The following is a 14,168-nucleotide window of genomic DNA, read 5'->3' as shown; positions in this document are numbered from 1 at the left end:
ATTTTTCCGTCGCCAAACGGATTTGATTCATTTCCCATGCAGTTTGATACGCCAATATCAGACTGCATGGTTTTTTCTATCTATTTTCTTTTACCATAAGCATAATATATTTTTTAGTTCAACAAAGTATTAGTATATTTCAATTGTACGTTTCTTGGCGTCTACTGCATCATCGAGATATCTCCATCGCATATTAGTAGAGATTTCAAAATGCTTAAGAATAAGTTCCAAAGGTTCTGAAGTGAATTTTCCTGTATAAGACAAGTCATTCAGTGACTGCTTGAGCGTGAACCTTACATTGAAATGTTTGCCCAAGATGTACAGCGCCTCCCTGATGGGAGTATCCTTAAAAATGAACTGTCCATCAATCCAAGCTGTTTCCGTTAAACCCTCAGTACCGTTTATTTTCAAACTTTTGTCCTTTGGCTGAAAAGTGAGCCGTTGATTGGGCTGCAACTTATGCAACATCCTTTTTCCGTTTTCCCCACAATAGGCAAAACCTATGGACCCTTCGAGAAGTGTGGCGGAAACCATGCTGTCTATTTGATAAGCGTCAACATTGAACTTTGTCCCGTATACTTCAATCGAGATGCCGTCTTTGAGATTGACCGCAAACTTTGAGTTCCGGTTCGCCCGTACATCGAAATAGCCTTCACCCTCCAGCTCCACTTCTCGCAGACTTTCCGAAAAACGAGAAGGATACTTCAACGTGGATCCTGCATTCAGATAGACTACCGTACTATCCGGAAGCAAAACTTTACTCCGCATACCAGGAAAAGCATGGGCTGTTATAATCTGAAATTGTGCCAATTGATCCTGCCGTTGCAAATATAATGTTACCGTGCTGAAAAGCAGTGGTATGGACAATACAGCAGCAGCCCGTATTGCCCAATTCCACCATGCTTTACTACTTGAATTTATCCTTCTTTTTACCTTATTGAAAGCATTGTCCAAGTCTGATTCCTCTTCGAATTTCTGTGCATCTACAGCAAGGTTGAGTGCAAGAATCTGCTGCACCAATCTACGGTTATCAGCATCCTCCGACATCCACTTTTCCACCAGCCTGGTTTCCTCAAGGCTGGTTTTTCCTTCACAAAATCGGGGAAGGAGGTCTTCTATATCACTGAAGCTATCTTTTGAAACATTCATAATTGTTGTCCTTTTATGATGTAGACAGTCCTCAACACGTCTTTTCTAATGGAATCTCGATTTATTTAAAAAAAAAACGTATTTTTGCAAAAAAAAAGGTGAGTATGGAAAACAAAACGGATCAGGCAGCAATAAATCGGCTATTGAAATCCCTGTCTCAAGGAGAGATGGGAGCTTTTAAGAAGCTATTCAAACTGTTCTATCCAGTCCTGTATGCATATGCGCATAAATTCTTAGTAAAAGAAGAGGCACAGGAAGTCGCACAGGACACCTTGATATGGTTATGGGAAAACAGACAAGATTTGCCTGCTGAAAAATCCTTGACAGCCTATCTGTTCAGCATGATTCATAACAAGAGCCTTAACCTAATTGCAAAGCAAGAAGCTGTAGCTCGGGCAGAAACAAACTATTATATATTACACCAGTCCCTCATTGAAGAATACTCGCTTTGGCAATTAAGAGATTTGATGGACAACATAGACAAGGCGGTGGCTAACCTGCCAGATGAATACCGAAACGCTTTTGTGCTGTACAAGTTCAAAGGTCTGAGTGTGCAGGAGATTGCAGATGTCACCAACGTTTCCGATAAAACGATTTATTACCGCATCAATCAAGCTACAAAAATACTAAGGGTAATTTTAAAAGACTATCTGTCGCTACTCCATCTTTGGCTTATAGACTTTGGTTGATATCCGCAGGAAGCTGTCCAGTTTTCCACCGCTTCCATCAGCCATTTATGGATTGTGGCGGAGACAGAAATCCAATCCATATATCCCAATTTGCGTTCCATCAGCTGCTGCAGGCTGCCAACCCTGCAGGCTGCATAGTCAGGGTCGTCATGGCGGACATATAGGCGCTATTGAAGACTAATTTTGGTTTCCCAATGATAGGGAACAAAAAGTTTTTCACCGGATGCCGTTTCGAACCAATGGATCACCTCATCCATCGGAAGAACGGATTTGAAAGGAATGTATTTCATGATGATGTTGTATTGAAGTTTGCTTTGATCTAAGAAGAAGGTGTGTCGTAATGCACGATGCACCTTCTTTCTTGTTCATCACTATATAAATCGGTTTATTTTCTTCAAGCTGTGATAATTCGAAGATTTCTTTGATTATGTTCCTGTGAAATATTCGTTCTTCCCAGATTTTCAAGTAGCATGAGATTTTGTTCGGGATTAAAGTCTTGAAATAACCGTAGTGCTGAACTGTATATATCTGCATCACTCATTACTTCCAATCTTCCGGTCAGACCATCATTGGTCAGCATTAGATTTGAACAAACCTTCACTCTCCATCCTATGAATATCTTGAATTTCTCGGGTGATTTTCGGGCGTATAGGTTTTCCTCGTTCAGACTTCTTACACCTCCGATACATAAATGTACTTCTTCTCCGTTCATCATTCTGCTCATAGACCTGATATGAAAACAGAAAGCCATACGTTGATAATAGATAGTCTCGTCCTCAGGTTTAAGTTCCTCTTTCTTTTTGGTTAATGCTCCCGGAACCCTGCCCAGGATTCTATGTGATACCCTGATTTCCGTGTTTCCAAAGCTCTCACCCGTAAAATAACTCCTTGCAGCCTCCTCGATCCGGTGTATGAATGTCTGGTGGCTGATTGTAAGCTGGTTATCTCCGAAACTGGGTACAATGCAGTTTCTCTCAAGTTCTTCAAGTGTAATGCCTGAAGTATTCGATTCTATGAAATTGGGATGTTCTTCCTGCTCTTCTTCAGATACGATTACAGCATCTTCAATATTCTCGGTATTAATCACATCCATCATTCTTGTCATCATTCCGATTGTTCTTGGAATGACAGTAAGTTCATTAGTCATTGTTTCCATACTCTTTGTTATTTTTTAGTTGTTAATAAAATCCGATAAACGAAAAAAAGCCAAGAGGTTTATTTCTTTGCTTTTATAAATAAACTTCTTAGCTTCTTGATTCCCTTGAGTATTGATGTAGTAACCTCAAGGATTGTTATTATTACGTCCTGACCCTTATCATAATCCACTGTTCAAGACATTATGTTAGTTCTCAGTCACCGCCGCATCCACAGCTTCGACTTTACCCGTGGCGGATTTTTTCTTTCCCAATCTGCCACCATACTTCTCGGCAAGCTCGATCAATACGGAGCCTGCCACGATGATCTCCGCTACATTTGCGGCGATCTTCAATGCTTTTACCAAATTTCCCATTTCTCTAATTTTCAATTGTTTATTATTACGTTTCTATTCTCTTATATATTATTCTCACATATAAGGCTTTGAAGGATTCAAGAAAGGGGAAGAAAAAAAAGAAAAGCCGTCATCAAACCTCCTCGATCTGACTTGACTTTCCGATAGACTGCATACTTTGGGTAATCAAGACTAAAGCTGTGAAAACTACTCGTACCGTTGCTATCCCTCGAATTAAAGTTCTAACCATCATCTGAATTAGATTTAACCCGGAAAATTACTTTTTATAACGCTCGAAGCTGACGCACCTTATCTTAATGGTGCTGAATAATGCTCCAAGCTATTTTCTCATATATAAGGGTTTGGAAGGTTTCAGGAGGGAAAAATGAACGGCCATACTTTTGATATATAAATGAAAAGTCCGCAAACAAAAATCCGGATGCCCTGTTGTATACGGATAAAGGAGCATTATATGGAGAGAACCGAACTGATTGAGGCTATAAGAAAAATCTGTGAGATACAGAACGATATCAGAATAGACATGAGGGTAAGAGGTGAGGGCTGGTTTTTCGATGCCGCATACATATTTCTTGGAGAGAACGGAATATATGTGACCGACACCTTATATATAATAAGCATAGACGAACTGGACACAGGGTCATTGAACAGGATACATCAAAAAATTGTTCTGAAATAGATTTCCCTCATGAATGATAAAACAAATTGATTCATTACAAAGTGGCGGTTCGTTGAGAATAGCCACTTTTCACTATAACCCATATTATTTTGGAGGTCTTGAGTTTTTTACCTATCTTTGTAGTAACCAATATATCAGACCATTATGAACAGCAATAATAAAAACCAGATAATCCGTTTTGACTGGGCGATGAAACGTCTGCTCAGGAACAAGGCAAACTTCAGTGTCCTTGAAGGCCTGCTCACCACGTTACTGGGTGAGAAGATCATTATCCAAAGACTTCTTGAAAGCGAGAGCAATCAGGAGGATGAGTATGACAAGTATAACCGTGTGGATATGCTTGCCGAGAACTCCAAGGGTGAGCTGGTATTGATAGAGGTGCAGAACAATAATGAATATGCCTACTTCCAGCGTATGTTGTTCGGTACTTCCAAGCTGGTCACTGAATATATCAACAGAGGGGAAAGCTATGACAAGGTTCGTAAAGTATACAGCGTCAATATAGTCTACTTCTCCCTAGGACATGGCAGAGACTTCGTTTATCATGGAAAGACGGAATTCAGGGGTATCCACACTAATGATCTTCTTGAACTCACCCCGTTCCAGAAACAGACATTCAAGGTGGATACGGTAAGTCAGCTATATCCTGAATATTATATCCTGAAAGTGAACGGTTTTAATCAGGTAGCAAAAAGTCCCCTGGAAGAATGGATCTACTATCTTAACACTGGGGAGATACCTTCCACTGCCACAGCTCCCGGTCTTGAGGAGGCCCGTGAAAGATTAAAGTTGGATAGTATGACTAAAGATGAACTTGCCGCTTACTACCGTCACTTGGATAACATTGTAATCCTTCGTGATAATATCAATACTGAACGTGAAGAAGGAAGGGCGGAAGGTCTTGAAGAAGGAGAAAGAAAGAAAGCTATCGAAGTCGCCCGTTATCTAAAGTCATCAGGAACCGCAATGGAATTAATTATTGGAGCTACAGGATTGTCTAAAGAAGAGATTGAAAAACTATAATATAAACTTTTTACATAGTATTTAGGAGGAACTATACAATGGATTACGTATGGTTCCTCTTTTCTCGTTTATGAAACAAGTAATCTACACATAGTAATAAAAGTATCAAGTCCCAATCTAATCAAGAAATAAGTTCATTTTTTATGGTATTTAACAGGAACAGGTTAAATGAATATAAAAGACAGGGGGAGTAAAAGGGGGAGTATCTGATTTTTTCAAAAGAAAAACCGCTGAAAATCAGCGGTTTTCAAATCCATTCGTGGAGCTGGAGGGAGTCGAACCCTCGTCCAAACGAGGAAGCCATACGCTTTCTACATGCTTATCTTCGCCTAAATTTTCGAGTATAAGCAGGACCGAAGCCACCAACTTATACCTTATCCTCTAAATTTTCGTAAGAGACACGAGGCGGATCTCTAACTATTCCCGATTTTACTGCACCACTTGATCAAACGCTTCGGAACAAGAGCTTTTGAGTGATGTCTCGTTTCCACCACTTTGGCAGAAATAAAGCTAATCTACTATGATTCGATTAAGCAGCAAGAGCATAATTTTCGTTGCCAGATAAAATTTTGAAAACTGGGATTATAGTGCCAATCAACCACGCACTGCATGCTTACATACCACTTAGCCACGCTGTCAAATCCAGTCAACCCCGTACTGGTAACTCATAAAGAGATTACAAATATACACACACTTCTGTTAATATCCAATTATTTATTCATTTATTTATAGCATTTTAATGAGAACAATGTATCTTTGAAAATAATTTTTCTAATCCTAACAGATCAGACAATATGAACAAAAAATTAATGGTATTGTGTATGAGCAGTATGATACTGGGAGGCTGTATACCCTCTCCCAAGAAACAAACGGAAGCAATTACAGTTGAAGAAAATCCGAATATGATGTATATGTTGGTAGGCAGTTATGCAACTCCGGAGGAAGAAGGTATCAAGGTTTATAACTTTGATGAACAAAATGGCAACTCACAATATATCAGCGGAATAAAAGGAATATCCAACCCATCTTTCCTCATTCCTTCGGCTGATGGAGAAAGAATATATGCTGTAGGGGAGGATTCCGGAAAAAGTTCTACCGCCAATGCCATCAAATTCGATAAAGAACAAAAGAAACTAACTTTGCTTAATTCTCAACCCACTGACGGCGGTGCACCTTGTTATATAACTCTCAGCCCGTCGGAAAAATTTGTCCTGACAGCAAATTATATAGGAGGTAGCATTACCGTTTTCCCACTAGATAAAGACGGCAAATTAAAATCCGAAACACGCCTTATTTCCTTTACAGGAAATAGTCTTGACAAAGAGAGACAAACACAGCCACATTTACATTGTATAGAATTCACTCCAGACCATAAATATCTACTTGCCAGTGATTTAGGAACAGACCAGATTCATGTATTTCCTGTTAGTGAGAATGTAACTGATGGTGTATCCCATTCCTTGCTGAATGAATCCGAAGAATTTAATATAAAAGTAGAATCAGGATCAGGACCACGCCACATTTGTTTCCATCCGAACCAAAAATTCGCTTATCTGATTAATGAAATCTCAGGAAAAGTTATAGCTTTCTCTTACGACAAAGGAAAATTAAACGCCATACAATATATAGAAGCTGACACAGTGGGTGCCAAAGGTAGCGGAGATATTCACATTTCACCTGATGGAAAATTTCTATATGCATCCAACCGCTTAAAAGCAGACGGTATCGCTATTTTCTCCATAAATCAGGAAGAAGGAACATTAACAAAGACAGGTTATCAGCTGACTGGTATCCATCCACGTAATTTTATTATCAGCCGGAACGGACGATACCTGTTAGTGGCCTGCAGAGACAGCAACTCCATACAAGTATTTGAAAGAGATTCCCAAACAGGACTACTGAAAGACACAGGCAAAACAATAAAAACCAATAAACCTGTATGCCTGAAGTTTACCTTTTAAACAGGAAACATTGTTTTTAATAAAATAAACTGCTGCTTTCGTTGTATGTATTGGAAACAGCAGTTTATTTTATCAAAAACAAAACGAATCTTTATACATAAGTTTCCAAGAACTTAACATGACCTTCCACAGTCACTTTCACCTCTTTTGTTGTGGCAGGGAAAAGGATAGATTCACCGGCTTGCAATTCCAATGAGTTACCATCCCCATCAGTTACCGTACATGTACCTTCCATGCAAATATAAATTACAAACGAATCAAGTTCACTATAATCTATCGTCATATTTTCAGTCAAATCATAAACAGAAGTAGTGAAATACGGACAGGTAACCAACTCGACAGATTCATTCTGTTTCGGAGTATAATGAGTACGATAATCCTCTTCTACAGAATAATCTATGGCATCTTTTGACAATTCTGTATGCAACTCACGAGTATTGCCATTTTTATCCTTACGATTGAAATCATAAATTCGATAAGTCACATTCGAGGTCTGCTGAATCTCAGCAATAAAGCATCCGGCTCCAATACTATGGATACGTCCTGCAGGCAAGAAAAACACATCACCCGGTTGTACGGCATAATCAGCCAATGCATCACAAATAGTATTATCAGCAATCATTGCAGCATATTCATCGGGAGTAATTTTTTTACTTAATCCCGAACGCAGATGTGCTTTCCCCCCGGCATTGTCAATAACATACCACATTTCGGTCTTGCCCATCGAATTATGACGCTTCTTGGCCAGTTCATCATCCGGATGCACTTGTATAGAGAGGTCGTCACAAGCATCAATGAATTTGATCAACAAGGGAAAATTATCGCCAAAACGCTGATAATTACTTTCTCCTACCAAAGAACCTTTATATTCTTTTACCAACTGGCTCAAATTTTTGCCGGCTTCAGTTCCATTAGCAACAACAGACTCATCGCCTGGGACATTAGAAATTTCCCAACTTTCGCCAACCTGAGGCTGTTCAATATTCAGATGTTTGAACGGAATAATCTTTTCTCCACCCCAAATGGTGGATTTCAGAATGGGGTTAAATTTAAATGGATACATAGGTGTATTAATTAATAGTTTCTAGGTTTGGATACAAAAATAAGGGAATTCTATGACTTTACCGCATAGAATCCCCTAAAATTAACAGCTATGTGTGTATATTCAAAGGTGTATTAGTAGTCTGTATTATTAGGATCGAAATTAGTCCAGCCATCCAACCAATTATCATCTGTTCCAAACGCTCCGATATATTCTACTGTCTCAAAACCGCTGCTCAACAGTGCGTCATTAAATGAAGCGGCTGTCAACACAGGGCTATCTGCATCCGGCATATAATTAACACCGATATTACGCCCGTCCTTGAATTTCAACTCATTGACATCAGTCAATACTTTATTTCCTTTCTGAGTCTTGAAAAAAGTAGAAGAATAAGACTCTTGTCCAGCATCAATGATTTGCTTGTTCACGGCATCATAAAGCACATCATCATATACTTTGTTAGCATCAGAACCGACCACCGTCATACCTGCAAACCAAATATTCTCCAACTTTATGTTTCCTGCCTTCGCCATCTCAACTGTATTACCTTTCTCACCATCAATAATTAAACCGACAGGATACCCTACAGCTACTGAATTAAAGCAATTCAAACGACTGGAACGCCGGATCTGCATAGCAGACTGAAACTTACCTAAAGCTGAACCATTATTAGGATTGAAGCTACCGCCCGTAATATAACTCTCATTATTAACAAAGTTGGCATCACGCCCCAACGGTCCGATAAAAGTGACATTACTAAATACGGCTGTCGTATAGGGTTCTATCAATGAGGCGTCTCCACAATTATCCGACTCAAAACCATTAGACTGAGAAGTATCTGCGATTCTCGGATCACGGATTGAAAGACAATATTGGACCTTACCGGAGAAGCCATTATCTGTATCAAACTCATCGTCCCATCCATTATAAGCCACTAGATATTTACAATTTACATTACCTCCAAACCATTCGTAAGAGTCGTCATTGGAATATGAAACCTGTAAATGATCAATGGTAGTTCCACTACCTACAGATCCAAAAGTTATACCATTAATTTCCTTATCTTTTTGAAAAGGATAACCAGCAAATTCCACACGTACATATCTCAATATACCTGAATTGTCAGCATCATCATTTCCTCCATGTTTAGTACGTGGACCTCCTTCAATCTGCTGGTTCAACACTCCCTGATTATTCTTGGCATTACCACAAATAATCAATCCCCCCCAATCTCCCGGTTTACGCTGGCCTTTAGGCTGTTCAGAGGTAAAAACAATCGGAGCGTCTTTAGTACCCTCGGCTATTAGTTTGCCGCCCGGTTCTACAATCAAGGCAGCCTGTGTATCTTTATCCCCTTTGATAACAGTCCCCGGTTCGATGGTCAATACCGACCCAGTCCCCACATAAATCCATCCTTTCATCAGGTAAGTTCCTTTGGACAAAGTCTGTGTACCCTTAAAAATAAACTCCTGATCTCCATTTCCTATCACGGTACCTTTGGCATTCTCTGTTTTATCATCATTAAATAACAAGTGGTCACATGTTTTAATAGCCCCCTCAGCCCCCCATACATAAGGAGCTTCGGCATTTCCACCGTTGCCATTACCGTTTCCTGTATCAGTTTCCGGATCATCACTGCTACAAGCAACCATTCCCCCCAGCATTATTGCTGAGAATACGTAAATCATAAACTTGTCAGTTCTCATTTCCATTTGTTTATTGGTTAATAATGAAAGATTCATTCTATTTTAAAACGTATAGTTAATGTTCAAATTGAAATTACGCCCTGATTTGTATTGACGGGTAATTTGCGCCACTTTTCCATGTCTAGTTTCTTCAAATTGCTTGAAAGAAACTTTCTCCGCCAACAAATCGCGTACAGCAACCTTTATTTCCAGATTACCAATTTTTTTCGAAACACTTAAATCTACTGCATTACGGGGCATTTCATAAGAATCGGGTACTCTGACTTCATTGTCTGCGGTTCCCAAACTACAGCCTACACCAATAATACGTTTACCGATACGGTTATAAAGCAATGCAGCATTCCATCCGCTATCGGCATGTTGATAGAAGAAACCGGCATTAATCAAATATGGAGATTGACCTTGCATCGGACGGTCCTTCTCTTTGGCTCCCGGCTCAAATTTCACTTTACTTTTAATTAAAGCCCCGTTCAGACTAAGACTAAAATTACGCATACCTATAAAATCCAGATTTTTGCGTATATCCACTTCTACTCCATAATTATCCGCTCCTTTGGCATTGACATACGAATAGATAAGGTCTGTACCTCCGGATACAGTATAAGTCCATTCAATAGGATTCTTAAACCTTTTATAGAAAAGAGAAACAGAAATCAGCTCTCCACTGCTGGGATAAAACTCATAACCAAAATCTAAATTATCAATATAAGCAGGCTTTAAATTATAATTACCTTGTACATTGCTGGCAAGATCAAAATCATAATATACAGAAGAAGAAACCTCCCGAAATTCCGGACGATTCACAGTACGTCCATAAGATAAACGGAACTGATGCTTATCATTCAAACGATAAGCCGCATTTACAGACGGGAAAAAGTCATCATACGTGTAAAACACACTAGTGGGGCTTTCCTCGTTTTTCTGTGTATGGCTAACCAACTCCATTCTATTATATTCAAAACGAACTCCTGCGTATACATTCAATTTGCCCAACGGAAGATTACCCCCTACATAACCAGCACTCAAGAGGTTATTGCCTTCGTAATTATTGCGCCAATCCACTTGTTCCAATAAATAAAGTCCATTCTCTCCATAATTCTTCTCTTGTAATAATTCATTAGGGACATTCATTACTTTATAAGCACCCGGCAAACCATTTTTCCAACTATAGATAAAAAAACGGGTATTATATTCACGAGCACGATGCTCCGTGTAAGCTCCAACCTTCAGGCTAGGAGTAAAAATCCCGAAAGAGAAATCGTGCTGATAATTGATGTTAGCCGACAAAATATGTTCATCCAATCGGGAAAACTCCCGATTAATCTCATTCAAGTTCTCTACTTCCAACTGATTGGTCTCCTCATTGAGTACGGTAGTATATCGACGGCGGTCCGGCATATTCCGATTGGCATAAGAATATCCAGCACTCCAATCCAACTTATCGGTATTACCCAATGTATGCTTCCCCGTAAATTGACCATTATAAGTGGTACGACTCTGATAATAATATTCCGCACTCTCTTCATAATCACTTTGTGCATCTGTTCCCTTACGGTAAGTATAGCGGTCTTTCCCTAATTGATTAAAAATATTCTTAAACTCATAGCGACTGTTACCACTGGCAGGTATATAAGTAAAATTCAGCATAGTTCCTATACGAACACTATGATTATATTGGTCATCTATACTTTTACGTAAATAATTAGAACAATCGTGAGTCATATCATAAGCACCAAACAAATTGTTATCCATATCCAGATATGTCCTATAGCTATTGCTATAGTTCACTGTTCCTAATATAGCCAAAGTACGTCCGCTACTATCCACCCAGCGACGGCTGAAATTCATATTCAGGCTAAGATCTGCCAAGGGCCTACGATCTTTAACGGTCCAGTCATTATTTAACCCATTATTTAATAAATCATAGCCATTGTTCATCGGACTAAGCACAGCATTGATTCCACCTTTCAAGCTACGAAAGCCATTATCGAAACCTAGAAAATCTGTGCCACTTCCTTTATTATACAGAAACTTTTTAAAATGAGTCTGATCATTTAAACTAGTTCCAACCGAAATAGTAAACAGATTACTGCTAGGAACATCTTTGGTATTCACTAAAATAAAACCACCACTGAAATCAGCCGGATATTCCGGTGCAGGCGATTTCACTACCAACATATTATCCAACTGCGACGATGGAATAATATCGAAAGAGAAAGCACGCGCATCGGCTTCAGAACTAGGTACGGCACTATTATTAATCCACACATTATTATACCGTTGTGAAAGCCCACGTACCATAACGAATTTCTCCTCAATTATACTGATACCCGGTACACGGCGAATCACTTCCGAAGCATCTTTATCTTGCGTCTTGGTAATCTGCTGGGCAGAAACTCCCGTTTGCATAACCAAGCTAGTACGTTGTTGGGTAATAATAGCATTCTCCGTATTCTTTTTAGCATCCGCTACAACCACAACTTCTCCTAATTGTTGATTATCCTGTTCTAGTTCTACTTTTATTTCGAACATGCCGTTTATTGTAACCTCAACAGTCTGTGTACAATAAGACACATAAGATATAATAAGCTTGTACGTTCCATTTCTTAATCCCGCAAGTTCGAAATTACCATCCACATCAGTAATAGTTCCTGTATTTGTACCACTTAACTGTACAGCAGCACCAATAAGTGGCTCTTTAGTCGCTTTATCTGTTACAGTTCCTCTCAAAGCAGCCGCCTGTACAGTCAATACCAACATCAAGAGAATTATCATAAGGCTAATGCCTTTCATCTGAGCTTTCATCATACTTTTACCTTGTTATTTTTCCGATGGCAAAGATCAGATAAAAGCATTACATGTATAATACATCTGCATGATACTCCTTTTGCGTATTTATTTCAATGACGTTTCATTGCATTTTGTTGAAAAAGCTCCTACCTTTACAAATAAATTGTAAAATAGAAAAAGAATATGAGAAGTTTTGCATCTGACAATAATTCAAGTGTACATCCCCGCATCATGGAAGCGTTAATGAAGGCCAATAACGGACATGCACTTGGCTATGGAGATGATCCATGGACAGAAGAAGCCGCCCACAAAGTGAAAGAACAATTTTCACGTCCATGTGAAGCACTGTTTGTTTTTAATGGCACAGGCAGTAATACTATGGCGCTGCAAATAATGACCCGTCCTTACCATATTATCTTCTGTGCCGACACAGCTCACATTGCTGTAGATGAATGTGGTGCCCCCAGTAAAGCGACTGGCTGTTTCATGCGCACAATTCCTACTCCGGATGGCAAACTGACTCCGGAATTACTAAAACCATTTATGGTTAACTTTGGTATAGAACACCATTCTCAGCCCGGAGCAATTTACCTAAGTCAATGTAGTGAATTAGGAACAATTTATAAACCAGAAGAAATATGCACATTGACAGAATTTGCACACCGGCATGGACTGTTTGTGCATATGGACGGTGCCCGTATCTCTAATGCCGCGGCAGCATTGGGAATGAGTCTTGATGATATATCAGGAGCTTGCGGAGTTGACACATTGACTTTGGGAGGAACAAAGAACGGACTGATGGGAGCCGAATGTGTAGTGATTTTCAATCAGGATTTGATAAAGGAAGCACGTTATGCCAGAAAACAATCTTGCCAATTGGCCAGCAAAATGCGTTATATCTCTTGCCAGTTCACAGCCTTCCTTGAAGATAACCTATGGTTAACATGCGCACAACATGCCAACGCAATGGCGCAACGCTTGTACAAGAAACTTTCCACAATGCCTGATATAAAGTTTACCCAAACAGTGGAGAGCAACCAATTATTCTTCATCATGCCGCGTGAAAAAGAAGATAAGCTACAAGAATATTATCATTTCTACTTTTGGAACGAAACCATAGGAGAAATGAGACTTGTTACCTCTTTCGATACAACAGAAGAAGATGTCGACAAACTGATAGCTTGCATAAAGACTCTATAATCATCTCCCGGTTCTCTATCAGGGCAGGCCTTCAGACCTGCCTGTTCTATTTCCAGTCCCTATTCCAAGGCATAAGTACCCGGTGAGGGTTTCCGGACCTGCCCCTGCCGGAGAAAAGACATGGCGGAGCCTTCCGGACAGTTCCGTGGGAAAGGTACCCACACCCACGGGGAAAAAACGGTAGAGGTCACATTTCATGCGTGCGTACACAAAAAAAGCCTCCGGAACTTCTTCAAGTCCGGAGGCTTCAATCAAAACGGCGGCTACCTACTCTCCCACTGTGACGCAGTACCATCGGCGTGACAAGGCTTAACTTCTCTGTTCGGAATGGGAAGAGGTGGAACCCTTGTGCTATAGCCACCTGAATAAGGTTGACATATTGTTGAGCTGTTATCGTAATTTCATTCTGTAGTAAAAACCAA

General features: G+C 39.7%; 11 protein-coding genes, 1 rRNA gene, 1 other RNA gene and 1 pseudogene. 5 read left to right on the top strand and 9 right to left on the bottom strand.

Translation table 11 applies throughout. The features are described from left to right. Nucleotides 1-129: 129 nt before the first annotated feature. Complete coding sequence (locus tag BVU_RS08685) at nt 130-1,149, bottom strand: FecR family protein (RefSeq protein WP_011965275.1); 1,020 nt, start codon at nt 1,147-1,149, stop codon at nt 130-132. Between the two features lie 104 nt (nt 1,150-1,253). Between BVU_RS08685 and BVU_RS08680 the strand changes: the two genes are divergently transcribed. Beyond that, on the top strand, nt 1,254-1,838 hold the full coding sequence (locus BVU_RS08680) for an RNA polymerase sigma-70 factor (protein ID WP_011965274.1): 585 nt from the start codon (nt 1,254-1,256) through the stop codon (nt 1,836-1,838). Nucleotides 1,839-2,005: 167 nt separating this feature from the next. Here BVU_RS08680 and BVU_RS22720 read toward each other — a convergent pair whose 3' ends face one another. From BVU_RS22720 to BVU_RS22515, 3 genes and pseudogenes are all read right to left on the bottom strand, one after another. Then, on the bottom strand, nt 2,006-2,128 hold the full coding sequence (locus BVU_RS22720) for a hypothetical protein (protein ID WP_257228443.1): 123 nt from the start codon (nt 2,126-2,128) through the stop codon (nt 2,006-2,008). 140 nt (nt 2,129-2,268) lie between these two features. Further along, nucleotides 2,269-2,994 (bottom strand): annotated as a pseudogene (locus BVU_RS08675) (DUF3871 family protein); the annotation flags it as partial. Between the two features lie 186 nt (nt 2,995-3,180). Continuing rightward, complete coding sequence (locus tag BVU_RS22515; protein WP_172773437.1) at nt 3,181-3,348, bottom strand: hypothetical protein; 168 nt, start codon at nt 3,346-3,348, stop codon at nt 3,181-3,183. 451 nt (nt 3,349-3,799) lie between these two features. Here BVU_RS22515 and BVU_RS08670 point away from each other — a divergent pair, with 451 nt between their 5' ends. After that, complete coding sequence (locus tag BVU_RS08670) at nt 3,800-4,024, top strand: hypothetical protein (RefSeq protein ID WP_041174529.1); 225 nt, start codon at nt 3,800-3,802, stop codon at nt 4,022-4,024. Nucleotides 4,025-4,168: 144 nt separating this feature from the next. Next, nucleotides 4,169-5,047 (top strand): Rpn family recombination-promoting nuclease/putative transposase, encoded by an 879-nt coding sequence (locus BVU_RS08665; RefSeq protein ID WP_005849412.1) that lies wholly within the window; start codon nt 4,169-4,171, stop codon nt 5,045-5,047. A 257-nt stretch (nt 5,048-5,304) separates the two neighbouring features. On the opposite strand, the gene ssrA is transcribed toward BVU_RS08665, so the two are convergent. Next, nucleotides 5,305-5,701: a transfer-messenger RNA gene (gene ssrA / locus BVU_RS21505) on the bottom strand. A 140-nt stretch (nt 5,702-5,841) separates the two neighbouring features. On the opposite strand from ssrA, the gene BVU_RS08660 reads away from it, so the two are divergent. Further along, a complete protein-coding gene (locus tag BVU_RS08660) occupies nt 5,842-7,008 on the top strand; it encodes a lactonase family protein (protein WP_011965270.1) in 1,167 nt (388 codons plus the stop codon). A gap of 91 nt (nt 7,009-7,099) precedes the next feature. Here the strand turns inward: BVU_RS08660 and BVU_RS08655 are convergent, their stop codons facing one another. The 3 genes from BVU_RS08655 to BVU_RS08645 form a co-directional block, all read right to left on the bottom strand. Further along, a complete protein-coding gene (locus tag BVU_RS08655) occupies nt 7,100-8,071 on the bottom strand; it encodes a type I phosphomannose isomerase catalytic subunit (protein WP_005849416.1) in 972 nt (323 codons plus the stop codon). 113 nt (nt 8,072-8,184) lie between these two features. After that, entirely contained in the window at nt 8,185-9,762 is a 1,578-nt protein-coding gene (locus BVU_RS08650; protein ID WP_016271029.1) for a hypothetical protein, read from the bottom strand. Nucleotides 9,763-9,798: 36 nt separating this feature from the next. Next, entirely contained in the window at nt 9,799-12,564 is a 2,766-nt protein-coding gene (locus BVU_RS08645) for a TonB-dependent receptor (RefSeq protein ID WP_011965268.1), read from the bottom strand. Nucleotides 12,565-12,729: 165 nt separating this feature from the next. Here BVU_RS08645 and BVU_RS08640 point away from each other — a divergent pair, with 165 nt between their 5' ends. Next, nucleotides 12,730-13,746 (top strand): threonine aldolase family protein, encoded by a 1,017-nt coding sequence (locus tag BVU_RS08640; RefSeq protein WP_005842902.1) that lies wholly within the window; start codon nt 12,730-12,732, stop codon nt 13,744-13,746. Nucleotides 13,747-14,000: 254 nt separating this feature from the next. On the opposite strand, the gene rrf is transcribed toward BVU_RS08640, so the two are convergent. Then, nucleotides 14,001-14,111 (bottom strand): 5S ribosomal RNA (gene rrf / locus BVU_RS08630). Nucleotides 14,112-14,168 lie beyond the last annotated feature (57 nt).

The organism is Phocaeicola vulgatus ATCC 8482 (genome assembly GCF_000012825.1).
In the GTDB taxonomy this organism is placed as follows: domain Bacteria; phylum Bacteroidota; class Bacteroidia; order Bacteroidales; family Bacteroidaceae; genus Phocaeicola; species Phocaeicola vulgatus.
The sequence above is the reverse complement of the archived record's forward strand: the minus strand, read 5'-3'. Positions and strand labels throughout refer to the sequence as shown.

Coding starts and splice junctions, on each gene's coding strand:
- BVU_RS08665 (WP_005849412.1), top strand. CDS start 4,169: ATGAACAGCAATAATAAAAACCAGATAATCCGTTTTGACTGGGCGATG.
- BVU_RS22720 (WP_257228443.1), bottom strand. CDS start 2,128: ATGAAATACATTCCTTTCAAATCCGTTCTTCCGATGGATGAGGTGATC.
- BVU_RS08640 (WP_005842902.1), top strand. CDS start 12,730: ATGAGAAGTTTTGCATCTGACAATAATTCAAGTGTACATCCCCGCATC.
- BVU_RS08670 (WP_041174529.1), top strand. CDS start 3,800: ATGGAGAGAACCGAACTGATTGAGGCTATAAGAAAAATCTGTGAGATA.
- BVU_RS08660 (WP_011965270.1), top strand. CDS start 5,842: ATGAACAAAAAATTAATGGTATTGTGTATGAGCAGTATGATACTGGGA.
- BVU_RS22515 (WP_172773437.1), bottom strand. CDS start 3,348: ATGGGAAATTTGGTAAAAGCATTGAAGATCGCCGCAAATGTAGCGGAG.
- BVU_RS08680 (WP_011965274.1), top strand. CDS start 1,254: ATGGAAAACAAAACGGATCAGGCAGCAATAAATCGGCTATTGAAATCC.
- BVU_RS08650 (WP_016271029.1), bottom strand. CDS start 9,762: ATGGAAATGAGAACTGACAAGTTTATGATTTACGTATTCTCAGCAATA.
- BVU_RS08655 (WP_005849416.1), bottom strand. CDS start 8,071: ATGTATCCATTTAAATTTAACCCCATTCTGAAATCCACCATTTGGGGT.
- BVU_RS08645 (WP_011965268.1), bottom strand. CDS start 12,564: ATGATGAAAGCTCAGATGAAAGGCATTAGCCTTATGATAATTCTCTTG.
- BVU_RS08685 (WP_011965275.1), bottom strand. CDS start 1,149: ATGAATGTTTCAAAAGATAGCTTCAGTGATATAGAAGACCTCCTTCCC.